The sequence below is a fragment of the Ferrovibrio terrae genome (genome assembly GCF_943372915.1).
GTDB classification, from domain to species: domain Bacteria; phylum Pseudomonadota; class Alphaproteobacteria; order Ferrovibrionales; family Ferrovibrionaceae; genus Ferrovibrio; species Ferrovibrio terrae_A.
The window spans coordinates 1-14,617 of the sequence record NZ_CALSAN010000036.1; the positions used below are offsets into that span (position 1 = coordinate 1).

The 14,617-nt window shown below is 66.7% G+C and carries 15 protein-coding genes and 1 pseudogene; 8 read left to right on the top strand and 8 right to left on the bottom strand.

Translation table 11 applies throughout. The features are described from left to right. The 3 genes and pseudogenes from AAG821_RS18905 to AAG821_RS18915 all read left to right on the top strand — a co-directional run. Window positions 1-306 (top strand): annotated as a pseudogene (locus tag AAG821_RS18905) (hypothetical protein); the annotation flags it as partial. 106 nt (window positions 307-412) lie between these two features. Further along, the gene (locus AAG821_RS18910) at window positions 413-1,021 is read left to right on the top strand and encodes a PAS domain-containing protein (protein ID WP_341915312.1); all 609 of its coding nucleotides are present in this window, start codon (window positions 413-415) and stop codon (window positions 1,019-1,021) included. A 115-nt stretch (window positions 1,022-1,136) separates the two neighbouring features. Then, window positions 1,137-2,324, top strand: coding sequence for a urate hydroxylase PuuD (locus AAG821_RS18915; RefSeq protein ID WP_341915314.1), 1,188 nt, complete (start codon window positions 1,137-1,139; stop codon window positions 2,322-2,324). 46 nt (window positions 2,325-2,370) lie between these two features. Here the strand turns inward: AAG821_RS18915 and AAG821_RS18920 are convergent, their stop codons facing one another. Genes AAG821_RS18920 through AAG821_RS18945 form a run of 6 tightly spaced genes read right to left on the bottom strand, consistent with a single transcriptional unit; the run spans window position 2,371 to window position 7,547 of the window. Next, complete coding sequence (locus AAG821_RS18920; protein WP_341915315.1) at window positions 2,371-2,844, bottom strand: nucleoside deaminase; 474 nt, start codon at window positions 2,842-2,844, stop codon at window positions 2,371-2,373. A gap of 18 nt (window positions 2,845-2,862) precedes the next feature. Then, window positions 2,863-3,216, bottom strand: coding sequence for a hydroxyisourate hydrolase (uraH, locus tag AAG821_RS18925; RefSeq protein WP_341915317.1), 354 nt, complete (start codon window positions 3,214-3,216; stop codon window positions 2,863-2,865). A gap of 10 nt (window positions 3,217-3,226) precedes the next feature. After that, window positions 3,227-3,748 (bottom strand): 2-oxo-4-hydroxy-4-carboxy-5-ureidoimidazoline decarboxylase, encoded by a 522-nt coding sequence (gene uraD / locus AAG821_RS18930; protein WP_341915318.1) that lies wholly within the window; start codon window positions 3,746-3,748, stop codon window positions 3,227-3,229. Window positions 3,749-3,781: 33 nt separating this feature from the next. Next, complete coding sequence (locus tag AAG821_RS18935) at window positions 3,782-5,068, bottom strand: serine hydrolase (RefSeq protein ID WP_341915319.1); 1,287 nt, start codon at window positions 5,066-5,068, stop codon at window positions 3,782-3,784. 11 nt (window positions 5,069-5,079) lie between these two features. After that, window positions 5,080-6,354 (bottom strand): glycerate kinase, encoded by a 1,275-nt coding sequence (locus AAG821_RS18940; RefSeq protein WP_341915320.1) that lies wholly within the window; start codon window positions 6,352-6,354, stop codon window positions 5,080-5,082. Beyond that, window positions 6,351-7,547 (bottom strand): AGE family epimerase/isomerase, encoded by a 1,197-nt coding sequence (locus AAG821_RS18945; RefSeq protein ID WP_341915322.1) that lies wholly within the window; start codon window positions 7,545-7,547, stop codon window positions 6,351-6,353. The genes AAG821_RS18940 and AAG821_RS18945 overlap by 4 nt, the downstream gene beginning before the upstream one ends. 253 nt (window positions 7,548-7,800) lie before the next feature. Here AAG821_RS18945 and AAG821_RS18950 point away from each other — a divergent pair, with 253 nt between their 5' ends. Both AAG821_RS18950 and puuE read left to right on the top strand, forming a co-directional pair. Continuing rightward, window positions 7,801-9,036, top strand: coding sequence for an allantoate amidohydrolase (locus AAG821_RS18950; protein ID WP_341915323.1), 1,236 nt, complete (start codon window positions 7,801-7,803; stop codon window positions 9,034-9,036). Window positions 9,037-9,075: 39 nt separating this feature from the next. Continuing rightward, the gene (gene puuE, locus AAG821_RS18955; RefSeq protein ID WP_341915325.1) at window positions 9,076-10,065 is read left to right on the top strand and encodes an allantoinase PuuE; all 990 of its coding nucleotides are present in this window, start codon (window positions 9,076-9,078) and stop codon (window positions 10,063-10,065) included. A 90-nt stretch (window positions 10,066-10,155) separates the two neighbouring features. Here the strand turns inward: puuE and AAG821_RS18960 are convergent, their stop codons facing one another. Further along, on the bottom strand, window positions 10,156-11,028 hold the full coding sequence (locus tag AAG821_RS18960) for a GntR family transcriptional regulator (protein ID WP_341915326.1): 873 nt from the start codon (window positions 11,026-11,028) through the stop codon (window positions 10,156-10,158). Between the two features lie 177 nt (window positions 11,029-11,205). On the opposite strand from AAG821_RS18960, the gene AAG821_RS18965 reads away from it, so the two are divergent. The 3 genes from AAG821_RS18965 to AAG821_RS18975 are packed head-to-tail and all read left to right on the top strand — an operon-like array spanning window position 11,206 to window position 13,875. Further along, window positions 11,206-12,213 carry an NAD-dependent epimerase/dehydratase family protein gene (locus AAG821_RS18965; protein WP_341915328.1) on the top strand — a complete coding sequence of 336 codons (1,008 nt, stop codon included), beginning with the start codon at window positions 11,206-11,208 and terminating at the stop codon, window positions 12,211-12,213. Window positions 12,214-12,257: 44 nt separating this feature from the next. After that, entirely contained in the window at window positions 12,258-13,448 is a 1,191-nt protein-coding gene (locus tag AAG821_RS18970; RefSeq protein ID WP_341915329.1) for a benzoate/H(+) symporter BenE family transporter, read from the top strand. A gap of 37 nt (window positions 13,449-13,485) precedes the next feature. After that, window positions 13,486-13,875 (top strand): hypothetical protein, encoded by a 390-nt coding sequence (locus tag AAG821_RS18975; RefSeq protein ID WP_341915331.1) that lies wholly within the window; start codon window positions 13,486-13,488, stop codon window positions 13,873-13,875. A gap of 9 nt (window positions 13,876-13,884) precedes the next feature. Here AAG821_RS18975 and AAG821_RS18980 read toward each other — a convergent pair whose 3' ends face one another. Beyond that, window positions 13,885-14,517 (bottom strand): LysE family translocator, encoded by a 633-nt coding sequence (locus AAG821_RS18980; RefSeq protein WP_341915332.1) that lies wholly within the window; start codon window positions 14,515-14,517, stop codon window positions 13,885-13,887. Window positions 14,518-14,617 lie beyond the last annotated feature (100 nt).

The window sequence follows — 14,617 nt, forward strand, 5'->3', positions numbered from 1 at the left end:
GAACAGGTGCTGGACGACCTGGTGCGCGCGGCGCCGCGCTGGGCCGAGGCCTGGAACAAGCGCGCCACCCTGCTGTATCTGCAGCAGCGCGATGCCGAAAGCATCGCCGATATCCGCGCCACCCTGCAGCTCGAACCGCGCCATTTCGGCGCCATCTGCGGTTTCGGCCAGATCTGCCTGCGCCATGGCGAAATGGCAGCGGCGGTCAGTGCCTTTGGTGCAGCCCTGCAGCTGAATCCGCATCTGGATAGCGTGCGTGCCATGCTGGGCGAGCTGGAACCGCCGCCGCCTAAGCGTCTGAACTAAGGCTCATCTGAACCGACCGGCCAGATTGCATAGCCGGAACGCCTACTCGCCAGCTTGCCGTAATGGCGGGAAACCGCTATTTCTCCAGCAGAATGATGGACCAGCCATGAGCGACGCCCCCGACCGCACAGCCATCGACGCGATGCGCGACGGCCTGCTGACCGGCAACCTGACGCCGCTCAGCGCGCCATTCCTGCGCCACGGCCTGCAGCCGCCGGTCGTGCAGTGGAATCCGCGCGCCGAAGACCTGCCCACCACCCAGCTGCCCTTCGTGCTGAATCTCTGGCTGTCCTTGCGCGATGCCGATGGCCGCGTGATGCCCGAGCAGATCGATCCGTTCAAGCTCAAGCCGGCGCTGGGTTACATCCTGCTGATCGACGTGCTGGATGACGGCGAGGATTTCCGCTACCGCCTCTATGGCAGCGAAGTGGCCCGCGTTGCCGGCTTCGACATGACCGGCAAGCGCACCTCTGAAATCGTCACCGGCTCGCTGGCCAGCACATTCTACATCGCCGGCTATCGCGCCCTGCTGCGCCGCCCGATACCGCTGTTCACCTGGCATGAAATGCCGATGCAGATCACCATCAACAGCTGGGACCGCATCGTGCTGCCGCTGAGCGATGCCCAGGGCCGCATCACCCGCATCCTCACCTGCAACATGCCGGGCGAACCGCTGATCCTGCATGCCAAGGATGCACGCCGGCAGCAGGTCTGAGCGGCGCTGCGCGGTAAAATTGTACACAATCCGGATTGACGATTCTGCCCGGGCTCGGTAGGGCTTGGTCTTTGCCGCGCCGCAACATCGGCGCGGTCCCCGGGGGACGGACGGCATGATCGATCTGGCAATGGAATGGCTCAATCTGGTGCTGCGCTGGATGCACCTGATTTTCGGCATTGCCTGGATCGGCTCCTCCTTCTTCTTCGTCTGGCTCGACAATTCGCTGCGCAAGGGCATCAACCAGCAGCAGGGTGTGCTGGGCCAGGCCTGGCTGATCCATGGTGGCGGCTTCTATTTCACCGAGAAATACTCGGTCGCGCCGCCGCAGCTGCCGGCCGAACTGCACTGGTTCAAATACGAGGCCTATTTCACCTGGCTGAGCGGCTTCTTCCTGATGGGCGCGCTGTATTACGTCAGCGCCGATCTCTACCTGATCGATGCCAAGGTGCTGCCGCTCGGCCGCTGGGAAGCTATCGGCTTCAGCCTGGTTTCGCTGGTGCTGGGCTGGATCGCCTATGACCTGCTGTGCCGGTCGCCGCTCGGCAACAACGACGCGGCGCTGGCGATTGTCGGCTTCGTGCTGCTGGTGGCCGCCGCCTGGGGCTATACGCAGATTTTCTCGGCCCGTGCCGCCTATCTGCATGTCGGCGCCCTGATCGGCACCATCATGGCGGCCAATGTGGCGATGAACATCATCCCCAACCAGCGCAAGGCCGTGGCCGAGATGCTGGCGGGGCAGGTGCCCGACCCGTCCTATGGGAAACAGGCCAAGCAGCGTTCGCTGCACAACAACTACCTGACCCTGCCGGTGCTGTTCGCCATGATCAGCAACCATTACCCGGTCACCTATGGCCACCCTTACGGCTGGGCGATCCTCGCCGTGGTGATGATCATCGGCGGCCTGGTGCGGCATTTCTTCAACCTGAAAAACCAGGGCCGCGGCACGCGCTACGAATTCCTCGGCATCGCCTTCGCGCTCACCGTTGGGCTGGTGTTCTTCACCCACTGGGACCCGCGCCGCGCCACGCTGGCGGAAGGCGTCACCATCGAGGATGTGCAGCGCGTGGTGGCCGCCCGCTGCACGGTGTGCCATGCCGCCAAGCCGACCTTCGACGGCATCACCGAGGCGCCGAAAGGCGTGATGCTGGAAAGCCCGGCGCAGATCCGCCGTTTCGCATCGCTCATCAATCAGCAGGCGGTGCGCACCGAGACCATGCCACCCGGCAATGCCACCGAGATGACGGATGAGGAACGCCAGATTCTCGCCGCCTGGATCGCGGCAGGGGCGCCGATCAAGTAAGCGGCCGCGTTTTGCAGAATCGAAACCAGGTGCGCTGAACGCTCGTTCAGTATGGCACCTTGTCGGGCTTGTCGGCCCATTCGCGGAACACCTCCAGCGCCTCGTCGCGCAGGATCTGCTCGCAGACCAGCGAGCGGCGTTCGCGCGGCAGCGCCAGCTGGCGATAGAGAAACGCGTCGTCGAAATTGATCGCCGCCGCATCGGCCTGTTCGTTGGCGTAATAGACCTTGTCGATGCGCGCCCAGTAGGTGGCTGACAGGCACATCGGGCAGGGTTCGCAGCTGGTGTAGAGCACCGTGCCGCGCAGGTCGAAACGCGCCAGGCGTTTGCAGGCATCGCGGATCGCCGTCACCTCGGCATGGGCGGTGGGATCGTTGGTGGAGGTCACCTTGTTCCAGCCTTCGCCCACCACCTTGCCATCGGCCACGATCACCGCGCCGAAGGGGCCGCCGGCCCCGGCATTCATATGGATACGGCTGAGCGCGATGGCCTGGCGCATGAAGGCGGCATGATCGGTCATGGCAAACCTCCGTTCGGATTACGATCCGCGATACGTCGAATAGCTCCAGGGCGAGGCCAGCAGCGGCACATGGTAATGCCCGTCGGCCTCCGCCATGGCAAAGCGCAGCGGCACGATATCGAGGAAACCCGGACTGGGCAGCGTGACACCAAGGCCACGGAAATACGCGCCGATATGGAACACCAGCTCGTATTGCCCGGGCTTGTAGGCCTCGCCGGCCAGCAGCGGCGCATCGGTGCGGCCATCGGCATTGGTGGTGACGGTCTTCACCAGGCGGCGCGCATCGCCATCCAGCGCGTAAAGCTCGATGGTCACGCCGGCGGCCGGCTTGCCATGCATGGTGTCCAGCACATGGGTGCTCAGGCGGGCCATTCGCGTCTCCTCAAGCCTGCAGCAGCGCTTCGAGGCGGATGCGGGCGATCTTGCCCACCTCGACCAGCGCCGTGGTCAGTTCAATCTCGCGCGCATTGCGGATGCGCGCCTCGAAAGCCTCGAAAATCTGCCGTTTGGTCCGCAGCTTCACCGCGATGATGAAGGGAAAGCCATGGCGGTCCAGATAGGCGGCGTTGAGCGCCACGATCCTGGCCTTCTCTTCCGCGCTCAGCCGCGTCAGGCCGACGCTGTCCTGCTCCGATGTCGAATGCGCCGTCAGCGTGCCGGCATCGGCTTCCTTGCCGGCCAGCTGCGGATGCGCGCGCAGCAGCGCCAGCTTTTCGGACTCAGTCGCGGCCCACATCGCCGCCACCATGGTGCCATGCAGGCTGTCGAGGCTGCCGAACGGGCGCCTGGACGCCGCACGCTCCGGCACCCAGGGCGAATGCTCGAAAATGCCGCCTAAGCTGGCGACGAAATCGGGCGCGCTCATGCGGTTGAGATCGGCAAGACTGAGCGTAACAGGCTGCATACGGCCTCCGGCGGGTGACCGTGTCTGTATAGCCTATCCGGCGCGAGGGGGGAAATGCTGGCGCAGGCCGCGCCACAATGCCGTGGCCTCGGCGCCGCCGGCATCGCGCGCATCGGGCCGCACGGCGGTGTGCACCATCACCAGGCGGCGCTGCGGATCGACGAAAATGGTCTGCCCGCGCACACCCAGCAGGGCGAAGCTGCCGTCATTCTCGGGGAAGATCCAGGTCTGGAAACCATAGCCGAACCAGCGGCCGGTCTGCGTGCTGGTGAAATGCGCCCGCGTCATCTCGCGCAGCCAGTCGGCCGGGATCACCTGCTGCGCACCGACCTTGCCGCCATTGGCCAGCAGCATGCCCAGCCGCGCATAGTCGCGCAGCACGGCGCTGAAATTCGCATAGGTGGTTTCCTGGCCGGTGCGGTCGATCACCCAGCTGGCATCGGCCTCGGCGCCGATCGGCTGCCAGATGCGCTCCGCGGCATAGTCGGCAATCGGGCGTTTCAGTGCGCCGGTCAACACCAGACCGAGCACCTGGGTTTCCGACGAGGCATAGTACCAGCGCGTACCCGGCGCCGCTTCTCGCGTATCGAACTGCCGCACGGCGCCGGCGCCACCGGGACCGAACAGCATGGCGCGCGACAGTTTCACGGTGTCGTCGCGGCCATCGTAATCCTCGCGGAAGCGCACGCCGGACGACATGGTGAGCAGGTGGCGGATCGGCGTGCGGCCATATTCGCTCCCGGCCAGCGCCGGTGCATATTTTTCGGCCGTATCGTCGATCGAGGCAATCGCGCCATCGGCCACCGCCAGGCCGACCAGGATGGCGCAGATCGTCTTGGCCATCGAGAACGACACCATGCGATGCGCATCGGTGCGGCCATACTGATAGCGTTCGACATGGATGGTGTCGCCCACGGCCACCAGCAGGCCGGTGGTGGGATTGCGCGCCAGATAGCCGTCGATATCGTAACGCCCGCCGCCACGCATCGGCGGGGCGGAATATTGCAGTGCCGGTTCGGCGGCAGCGCGCCGCCAGGGCCGCGACGCGGTCCCGCGCGCGACCACACGGGCGCTGAAGATCTCGTCGAGCCGCGAGAAACCGTCGACGCTGTAGGCCGGCTGCCACCAGGTGGCCGGCGTGGCGCGCGGATACTGGCCGGCATTGTTGGTGTAGCGTTCGAGATCGGGTCCGCCGGGATTGCTGCGAATACCCGACGCAGGTGCGGCTGCCTGTGGCGCCGTCATGCTGCCGCTCGGCACGCAACTGCCCAGTGCCAGCAGCGGCAGGATGGCGAGCAGCAGGGTGGCGCGCGTGCTCATGGGTCAGCGGGTCACAGGATCAGGATGGCGCGGAAGTCGTTCACATTGGTCAGGGTCGGTCCGGTCATGATCAGGCTGCCGGCCGCCTGGAAAAAGCCATAGCCATCGTTGTTGGCCAGGCAGGCCTTCACATCGATGCCCTTCATCGCCGCGCGGGCGATGCTGTCGGGCCGCAGCAGCGCACCGGCATTGTCCTCGCTGCCGTCGATGCCATCGGTATCGGCGGCCAGCGCATAGATGCCCTCGGCGCCATCCAGGGCCACGGCAAGTGCGGTGAGGAATTCGGCATTGCGGCCGCCACGGCCCTTGCCGCGCATCGTCACCGTGGTTTCGCCGCCCGAGAGCAGCACGCAGGGCGTGCCGGCCGGCTGGCCATGGCGGCGCGCCTGACGCGCAATGCCGGCCATCACCATCGCCACCTCGCGGGCCTCGCCCTCGATGGCATCGCCCAGAATCACCGGCGTGATGCCGGCGGCGCGCGCCACCTTTGCAGCGGCTTCCAGCGCCATCTGCGGCGTGGCGATCATCACGGTTCTGGTATTGGCAAAGGCCACATCACCGGGCTTGGGCGTCTCGCCCTTGCCGGCCCTGAGATGCTTCAGCACCGCCGGCGGCAGCGGGATGCCGTATTTCTCGATCACCGCCAGCGCATCGGCAAAGCTGGTCGGATCGGGCACCGTGGGGCCAGAAGCGATCACCGCCGGATCGTCGCCTGGCACATCGGAAATCAGCAGCGACACCAGCGGCGCCGGTGCGGCAGCGGCAGCAAGCCGGCCGCCCTTGATGGCGGAGAGATGTTTGCGCAGGCAGTTCATCTCGGTGATGTTGGCACCGCAGGACAGCAGCGCCTGGTTCACCGCCTGCTTGTCGGCCAGCGTCAGGCCCGGCGCCGGCAGCGCCAGCAGAGCCGAGCCGCCGCCCGAGATCAGGCACAGCACCTGGTCGTCCGGCCCCAGCCCCTGCACCTTGCGCAGGATCAGCGCCGCGGCTTTCTCGCCCGCCGAATCCGGCACCGGATGCGCCGCCTCCACCACCACGATGCGCTCACAGGGCACGTCATGGCCGTAGCGCGTGACCACGATGCCATCCAGGTCATCCAGCCGGTCCTGCGGCCAGTGCTGCTCCACCGCCCGGGCCATGCTGGCGGCGGCCTTGCCGGCGCCCACCACCACGGTGCGCCCGCGGGCCGGTGCGGGCAGATGCGGCGGCAGGCAGACGGCGGGATCGGCGGCCTGCCGCGCCGCCTGGAACATCGCCTGCAGGAGAGTGTCCGGATCGTGGCTCATGGCATCATCGTCAATTTACGGGTCTCACGCTGGCCAAGCAGTCGCTCGACCTTCAGCGCCGCCATCGCGATGTGATAGGGCGTGCTGGCCGGCAGGTAGTCACTGTCGGGCTGCAGGTCGCGGCGCAGATATTCATGCCAACCGCCCTGACCCGTCAAATAGGTCCGGTCCAGAAACGTGATCCATCGCGTCAGCGCCGCACAGGTCTCGGCATCGCCGCCCTGCGCCGCCAGCGTGGCATGCGCCTTGATGCATTCCGTCACCGGCCAGATGCGTTTGCGGTCGCTGAACACGTGGCCCTGGGTGTCGAGCTGGTCGTAGATGCCGCCATGCAGGCCGTCCACGCCATGGCGGTTGGCCCAGTCGAACAGGGGGGCGGCGAGGATCTTGCAGTCCTGCTGCCCGCTGCTGTCAACATATTCGTTCAGCAGCCAGTACCATTCATAAGAATGCCCTGGCTGCACCAGATGGCCTATATCCTGGCGCGGCCGGCCATCGGCATCGAGATGCTCGATGACCTGGGCGCCATTGGGCGAGCGCAGATGCTTGGCAAACAGTGCCACGATCCGTGCCGCCTCCTGAAGGAAGTCCGGATCGCCGCTGGCCGCATGCAATGCCAGGTAGGCTTCCAGCAGATGCATATGTGGATTCTGTTCCAGCGCCTGATCGGTCACCCTCCAGTCCCGGGCGGCGGCCTGGGCCAGCCAGCCCTGCGGCAGGCGCAGATGACGCTGGATCAGCACATGGGTGCGGCGCGCCCAGTCGAGCGCCGCCGGCTGCTGAAAGACCGTCGCATAATGCGCCAGCCCGAACAGCACCAGCGCATGACCGTACAGATCCTTGCCGGCATTTGCCGGCGCATGATCATCGCCCAGGCTGAAAAACCAGCCGCCATGTTCGGCATCCCAGAACCGTCCGGTCAGGTCGGCAAACAGCGCATGTGCCCGGTCGGCATAGAGCGGCGTGCCAGTGACATGCCAGGCCTGCGAAAAGAAGAACAGCTGGCGGCCGACCACCATGCTGCGACGATAGCCCAGCGCCACCGGCGTCAGATCGGTCCGCAGCCGCTCGATGCCATGCTGCCCTGCCATGTTCCAGCCCTTGCCAGCCCACAGCGCGGCCATATCGCCAAAGACATAGGCGACGAACTTGCGCGCGACGGTGCGCTGCGATTCGGTAAGGGCTGTGGTCATCGGCTCAGGTCAGCGGCATCACGCATCCAGACAGCCTGGCCGCGGATCATGGCGCGCGACTGGGCAGCATGGCGAATTCATTGCCATGTCCGGCCGGATATTTCGAGACGTCCCGGACCAACAAAGATTTCCCCCCATAAAAATATCCCGGCCGGTGCTGCCGCCGTCAACCGCGCTTGGCCTCCGCCTTGGGCCGGTGCTATGGTTCTGGAAAGTGTATACAATCCCCCAGCGTTCCGACAGGATTTCGCCCATGGCCGCCCACCGCTTTGCCGACCGCATGCTCGCGCAGCTCGACGAACTCGGCCGCATCAGTGAAAGCCCCGACTTTCTGGCCCGCACCTTCCTGGTGCCGCAGCACCGGCAGGCCCATGAACGCGTCGCGGAGTGGATGCGCGAGGCCGGCATGGAGGTCGAGCATGATTCGGCCGGCAATGTGGTGGGCCGCTATGCCGGCACCGAACCGGCCGCCCCGGCGCTGATGACCGGCTCGCATCTCGATACCGTGCGCAATGCCGGCAAATACGACGGCATGCTGGGCGTGATCGCGCCGATCGCCTGCATCGCCGACCTGAACAAACGCGGCAAGCGGATGCCTTTTCCCATCGAGGTGATCGGCTTCGCCAACGAGGAAGGCACCCGCTTCGGCTCGGCCATGACCGGCAGCCGCGCGGTGGCCGGCACCTTCGATCCCGCCATCCTGGAAGCCCGGGACAAGCAGGGCATCTCGATGGGCAATGCCTATCGCAGCTTCGGCCTCGATCCGGCCAAAGTCGGCTTCTGCGCCCGCAAGCCGGGCAGTATCGCCGCCTTCGTGGAACTGCATATCGAGCAGGGCCCGGTGCTGGAAAATGAGGGCCTGGCGCTGGGCGTGGTGACGGCGATTTCCGGTGCGCATCGTTTCCGCGTCGAGATCACCGGCCTCGCCGGTCATGCCGGCACCGTGCCGATGGGCCAGCGCCAGGATGCGCTGGTGGCGGCAGCCGAGATCGTGCAGTACATCGAAAAGCGCTGCACCGGCACGCCGACGCTGGTCGGCACCGTGGGCATGATGGAAGCCCTGCCCGGCGCGATGAACGTGATCCCCGGCAAGGCGGTGTTCTCGATCGACGTGCGCGCCGGCGAGGACGACCTGCGCGACCTCGCCGCCGACGACATCCTGAAACAGATCGGCGTGATCTGCGTCGGTCGCAAGCTGGAATACAAGATCACCGAGCTTTACAACAGCACGGCAACGCCCTGCCACCCCAAGCTGATGGATGCGGCCGAAGCCGCCATCACGGCGCAGGGCGTGCCGACCATGCGGCTGCCGTCGGGTGCCGGCCACGATGCCGCAACGCTGGCGCCGCTCTGCCCGATCGCGATGATCTTCATGCGCTGCACCCGCGGCATCAGCCACAATCCGCTGGAAGCCGTGCTGCCCGACGATGTGGAACTCGCCACCGGCGCGCTGCTGCATTTCATCGAGAATTTCAAACCCGTTCGGTAAACCGCCCCGCGTTCCGCGCGATCCCTTGAGCTGAGAGCCATGGCCAAAAAGAAAAAGACTGCCGCCCCGAAGAAGACCAAAAAGACCATCGACATCGTTGCCGCCGCGCTCGGTAAAAAACCCTATCCGCGCGACCTCTATGGCTACGGCCCCACCACGCCGGACCCGAAATGGCCGGGCGGCGCCAAAGTCGCGGTCAACTTCGTGCTCAATTACGAAGAGGGCGGCGAGCGCAGCATCCTGCACGGCGACAAGGTGTCGGAAACCTATCTCACCGAAATCCCCGGCGGCACCCCGCGCGTGAAGCAGCGCGACCATGCCACTGAATCCGTCTATGACTACGGCGCCCGCGCCGGCGTGTGGCGCATCCTGCGCCTGTTCCAGGAACGCGGCATCCATTTCACCTCCTGGGCCGTCGGCATGGCGGTGGCGCGCAACCCGGAAGCGGCCGCCGCGATGCACGAGCAGGGCCATGAAGTGGCCAGCCATGGCTGGCGCTGGTTCGATTATAACGGCATGTCGATCGCCAAGGAGCGCGCCGACATGAAGCTGGCGATTGAGTCGATCCGCCAGGCCACCGGCCAGCGCCCGCTCGGCTGGTATACCGGCCGCTTCTCGGAAAACACGCTGAAGCTGGTCGCCGAAGACGGTGGCTTCGTCTATTCATCCGATTCCTACGACGACGACCTGCCCTACTGGACCACGACCGGCGTCAAGAAGCCGCAGCTGATCGTGCCCTATACCTTCGACAACAACGACATGAAGTTCGGCCAGCTGCATGGCTTTGCCACCGGCGTCGATTTCGAGAACCATGTCCGCGATGCCTTCGACACGCTCTACAAGGAAGGCGGCGACGGCGCGCCCAAGATGATGACGATCGCGCTGCATGCCCGCCTGATCGGCCGGCCCGGCCGCGCTGCCGCACTCGCCCGCCTGATGGATTACATCCAGGGCCATGACAAGGTGTGGATCGCCAAACGCATCGAGATCGCCGAACACTGGAAAAAGGTGCACCCGTATAAGGGCTAGGGTCGCGCCGCTCGATCCGTCACCCCGGCTTTGTCCCGGGGATCCATCTGCGCGTTGCGACGCACGGATGGTTGGGATGGGCTGCAGTAATTACCGCCCCTTCGCGCCCCCGGCCAGCCGGGCGAAGACATCCTGCAGATCGACCGGACGGCGCTTGGCCGCATTCAGGTCGAGGCCGCCTTCCAGCCGCAGCAGATGCTCTTCCATGTAGCGCACGGCGCCAGCGGCATCATGCGCGGCCAGCCGGTCGATCAGGATGCCGTGTTCCTCATGGCTGCACATCGCATTGCCCGGCGCCTCGTAGATCGCGACGATCAGCGAGGTGCGCGAGATCAGCGCGCGCAGGAACACGGTGAGCGGCTCGTTCTGCATCAGCTTGGCGAGTTCCATGTGGAATTCGCCGGCCAGCTTGATGGCGCCGCGCCGGTCGCGCGTTTTCTCGGCCTCATGCTCATGCGCCACGAAGCGGCGCAGGCTGGCGATCTGCTCGGCCGTGATCTGCCGCGCCAGTGCGGCGGCGATGCCGGTTTCCACCACCCGGCGGGCGGCAAACACGTCGCGCGCCTCCTGCACGCTCGGCTTGGTCACCGAGGCGCCACGGTTATGCTGCAGCGTCACCAGATTGAGATTCTCATGCGCTAGTGCCAGCAGCACCTTGCGGATGCGCGTGCGGCTGACGCCAAAGGCCCTGGCCAGCACATCTTCGGGCAGCTTGGTGCCCGGCATGATGATGTGGTCGACAATGGCGGTGTAGACGCTGTCATAGATCGTCGCATCGTCGATGCTGGCGCGGCTGCCGGCGGCGGCAGTCTTGCGGCCGGGCGCGGATTTTCCACCCGTCTTGGGCAGGCGCGGCACCGCCATCGCCTCGGCAGCGGTGATCTTGCGCCCGGTTGCGCGCGGCGCGGGCCCCTTGCCAGCGGTCGCCTTGCCGGATGCCGGCTTTACCATTCCCTGCGCCATGCACCGTCCGCCGGCCATTCGAATCGGCCGGGCAATCCTTTGCCTGGATCGTATACGATTACCGGATTTCCGGTCTATATGCGGTCGCCGCAGCGCGGCCGTCCGGAGGCGGAACCTCCTGCCCCGCCATGCGTTTTCCTGTCTGTCTCAAGCTCTGCGTCAGGAAAGGCCCGGCCCATGGCCCAGTTCCTCGTTACCGGCGGCTGCGGCTTCATCGGCTCGCATCTGGTCGACCAGCTGCTGCGCCAGGGCCACCGGGTCCGCGTGCTCGACGATCTCTCCAGCGGCCGCACCCATAATCTGGCGCCCGAAGCCGAGCTGATGCTCGGCGATGTTGCCGATCCCGCCATGACGGCGCTCGCCATGGCAGGAGTCAGCGGCTGTTTCCATCTTGCCGCCGCCGGCACAGCGGCCAGCCGGGAAGACTGGAGCGGCAGCCATCGCATCAATCTGGGCGGTACCATCGCCGTCTTCGATGCCGCGCGCCGGCGCACGGTGCCGGTGGTCTATGCCTCCGCGGCCGCTGTTTATGGCGACGGCGGCGACCAGCGCCAGTCGGAAATGGCGCCGACACGACCATTGAACGCCTATGGTGCCGACAAGCTGGGCTGCGAACTGCACGGCCGCATCGCCGCCAGCCAGCATGGCGTGCCCACGGCCGGCCTGCGCTTCTTCAATGTCTATGGCCCGCGCCAGGACCCGGCTTCGCCCCATGCCGGCGTGATCAGCCTATTCGCCGCCTGTGCCGCAGCCGGCACAGCGCTGCCGCTGCATGGCGATGGCGAGCAGCAGCGCGATTTCATTTTCGTCGCCGATGTGGCGGCGCATCTGACGGCGGCGATGGACCGCCTGCTGGAACGCCAGCGCGACCGCCGCCCGGCGGCCGCAGCCGTGTTCAATGTCTGCACCGGCCAGCCGACCCGCATCCGCGATCTCGCGGCGCTGATCGCCCGCCTGAGCGGCCAGCCGCCGCGACTGACCATGCTGCCGCCGCGCGCTGGCGATATCCGCCGCCTGCTCGGCGATCCCACCGCGGCGATCCGGCATCTGCGCGTCGCCGCCACCACCGCGCTGGAAGACGGCCTGCGCATCACGCTCACCCGCCTGCAGCCCGAACCGGCGCCGGCGCTGCATCCGGCAGCACCCTTCGCCGTGCACTGGTCCAGCCGCCTGCTGTCGCAGTAGGCGGCGACGCGACAACGGCAGCAATCGCGTATTAGACTCGGCGCATGTCCGCGCCGATTCGATCAGCCCCCGCCTCCATAGCGCCAGCCATTGCCGCCGGGCTGCTGTCGGCCTTCGTCGGCTTCGCCTCATCCTTTGCGGTGATCCTGCAGGGCCTGATCGCCGTCGGCGCCAGCCAGGCGCAGGCGGCGTCCGGCCTGATGGCACTCAGCATCGCCATGGGGCTCTGCGCCATCATCCTCAGCCTGAAAACAAAAATGCCGATCAGCATTGCCTGGTCGACGCCGGGCGGCGCGCTGCTGGCGGCAAGCGCCGGCCATGAGATCGCCGGCGGCTTTGCCGGCGCGGTCGGCGCCTTCCTGATCTGCGGCGCCCTGCTCACCCTCGCCGGCCTGTGGAAGCCGCTGGGTCGCGCGGTGGCCGCGATCCCGCCAGCGCTGGCCAATGCCATGCTGGCCGGCATCCTGCTCGGGCTCTGCCTCGCGCCGGTGAAGGCGGTGGCCGCGCTTCCCGTTGCCGGCCTCAGCATCGTCATCGTCTGGGCGCTGGTGGCGAAGTTCAAACGCCTCTACGCGATGCCGGCCGCCGTGCTGGTGACGCTCGGCTTCATCATCGCCGGCGGCGAGATCAATGCCGCAAGCCTCGGCTCGCTATGGCCGCAGCCGGTGCTCGTCATGCCCGCCTTTTCCGCCAGCGCCCTGCTCGGTATCGCGCTGCCACTGTTCATCGTCACCATGGCGTCCCAGAACATCCCCGGCATCGCGGTGCTGCAGGCCAACGCGTATCACCCCGATCCGGCGCCGCTGTTCCGCGCCACCGGCCTCTTCAGCCTGCTGGGCGCACCCTTCGGCGGCCATGCGGTCAACCTCGCCGCCATCACGGCGGCGATCTGCGCCGGACCCGAGGCGCATCCCGATCCCGACAAGCGCTGGATCGCCGCCGTGGTGGCCGGCATCGGCTATATCGTCTTCGGCCTGCTGGCCGGTGCTGCGACCGCAGTGTTCAGTGCCGCGCCGCCGGTGCTGATCCAGGCCGTCGCCGGCCTGGCGCTGCTCGGCGCCTTCGCCAATTCCCTCGTCACCGCCTTGAGCGATCCGCAAAGCCGCGAGGCGGCAGCGATCACCTTCATCGTGGCGGCCAGCGGACTGACGCTGTTCGGCATCGGCGGCGCCTTCTGGGGCCTGATCGCCGGCGGCGCGATTCTGGCCCTGACGCGGTGGCAGCGGGGAACCTGAAGGCGCGCGGCGGGTTATCCTTTCAGGAGGACCCGCCATGGCCGAACAGCCCAAGCCGAAACCGCCCGCGACACCGCCCGACAAGCCGCAGCCGAAAACTCCCATCGGCGACCCGCCCAGCAAGGACAAGCCGCGCATCGCGCAACCGAAGCAGATGACGGTGGAACCCGGCGAGCATGGCCGCGGCACCGGCCCTGCCCATACCGAACCGCTGGTGCGGGATGCGCCCGCGCAGCTGCCTTACGGCCCTGGCACCTACGGCAACGACCAGTTCGCCGCCGAGCATCACGACGATTTCGCCGGCGATGGCGTCAAGCCTGAAGGACTGCAGGATGCGCAGCAGCGGCCCCGCAGCGGCACGCCGCGCCCAACCCTGAAAGCGAAAGAAGATCGCTACGGCCGCATCCGCGGCGAGGGCAAAGGCTAGGCGGTATCCCTACCGCTTGGCCTCCAGCGCCATGCGCACGGCGAGACCGGCCAGCACGGTGCCCATCAGCCAGCGCTGAATGAGCAGCCAGAGCGGGCGTTCGGCCAGAAAGCCGGCGATGCTGCCTGCGGTCAGCGCGATCAGGCAGTTCACGCTGACACTGATGACGATCTGGATGAAGCCCAGCGTGATCGACTGCCCCAGCACATTGCCCTGTTCCGGATTGAGGAATTGCGGCAGCAGCGACAGATACAGCATGGCGATCTTGGGATTGAGCAGGTTGGTGACCAGCCCCATGACGAAGAGCTTGCGCGGTGAGTCCTGCGGCAGCTGCTTGACCTGGAACGGCGAGCGGCCGCCGGGCTTGATTGCCTGCCAGGCCAGCCAGAACAGATAGGCGGCGCCGCCATAGCACAGCGCCTCATAGGCATAGGGCACCACCAGCAGCAGGGCCGTAATGCCGAAGGCGGCCGAGAGCATGTAGAAGACGAAGCCGAGCGCCACGCCGCCCAGCGAGATCAGCCCGGCCATGCGGCCCTGGCAGATCGAGCGCGAGATCAGGTAGATCATGTTCGGCCCGGGCGTCAGCACCATGCCGAACGACACGGCGGCAAAGGCCAGCAGGTTTGCGGTGGTGGGCATGCGGGAAGGCTCCGATTTTTTGCCATCCTAGCCGAGCGGCGAGCCTGTTTCAGCCGCGGAATTGTCGGGAGGCAATTGCGCACGCCGCTGTCCCGCACAA

What these genes read in the sequence shown, in the direction of transcription:
- AAG821_RS18910 (WP_341915312.1), top strand. Translation starts at nt 413, where the DNA reads ATGAGCGACGCCCCCGACCGCACAGCCATCGACGCGATGCGCGACGGC.
- AAG821_RS18915 (WP_341915314.1), top strand. Translation starts at nt 1,137, where the DNA reads ATGATCGATCTGGCAATGGAATGGCTCAATCTGGTGCTGCGCTGGATG.
- AAG821_RS18920 (WP_341915315.1), bottom strand. Translation starts at nt 2,844, where the DNA reads ATGACCGATCATGCCGCCTTCATGCGCCAGGCCATCGCGCTCAGCCGT.
- uraH (WP_341915317.1), bottom strand. Translation starts at nt 3,216, where the DNA reads ATGGCCCGCCTGAGCACCCATGTGCTGGACACCATGCATGGCAAGCCG.
- uraD (WP_341915318.1), bottom strand. Translation starts at nt 3,748, where the DNA reads ATGCAGCCTGTTACGCTCAGTCTTGCCGATCTCAACCGCATGAGCGCG.
- AAG821_RS18935 (WP_341915319.1), bottom strand. Translation starts at nt 5,068, where the DNA reads ATGAGCACGCGCGCCACCCTGCTGCTCGCCATCCTGCCGCTGCTGGCA.
- AAG821_RS18940 (WP_341915320.1), bottom strand. Translation starts at nt 6,354, where the DNA reads ATGAGCCACGATCCGGACACTCTCCTGCAGGCGATGTTCCAGGCGGCG.
- AAG821_RS18945 (WP_341915322.1), bottom strand. Translation starts at nt 7,547, where the DNA reads ATGACCACAGCCCTTACCGAATCGCAGCGCACCGTCGCGCGCAAGTTC.
- AAG821_RS18950 (WP_341915323.1), top strand. Translation starts at nt 7,801, where the DNA reads ATGGCCGCCCACCGCTTTGCCGACCGCATGCTCGCGCAGCTCGACGAA.
- puuE (WP_341915325.1), top strand. Translation starts at nt 9,076, where the DNA reads ATGGCCAAAAAGAAAAAGACTGCCGCCCCGAAGAAGACCAAAAAGACC.
- AAG821_RS18960 (WP_341915326.1), bottom strand. Translation starts at nt 11,028, where the DNA reads ATGGCGCAGGGAATGGTAAAGCCGGCATCCGGCAAGGCGACCGCTGGC.
- AAG821_RS18965 (WP_341915328.1), top strand. Translation starts at nt 11,206, where the DNA reads ATGGCCCAGTTCCTCGTTACCGGCGGCTGCGGCTTCATCGGCTCGCAT.
- AAG821_RS18970 (WP_341915329.1), top strand. Translation starts at nt 12,258, where the DNA reads ATGTCCGCGCCGATTCGATCAGCCCCCGCCTCCATAGCGCCAGCCATT.
- AAG821_RS18975 (WP_341915331.1), top strand. Translation starts at nt 13,486, where the DNA reads ATGGCCGAACAGCCCAAGCCGAAACCGCCCGCGACACCGCCCGACAAG.
- AAG821_RS18980 (WP_341915332.1), bottom strand. Translation starts at nt 14,517, where the DNA reads ATGCCCACCACCGCAAACCTGCTGGCCTTTGCCGCCGTGTCGTTCGGC.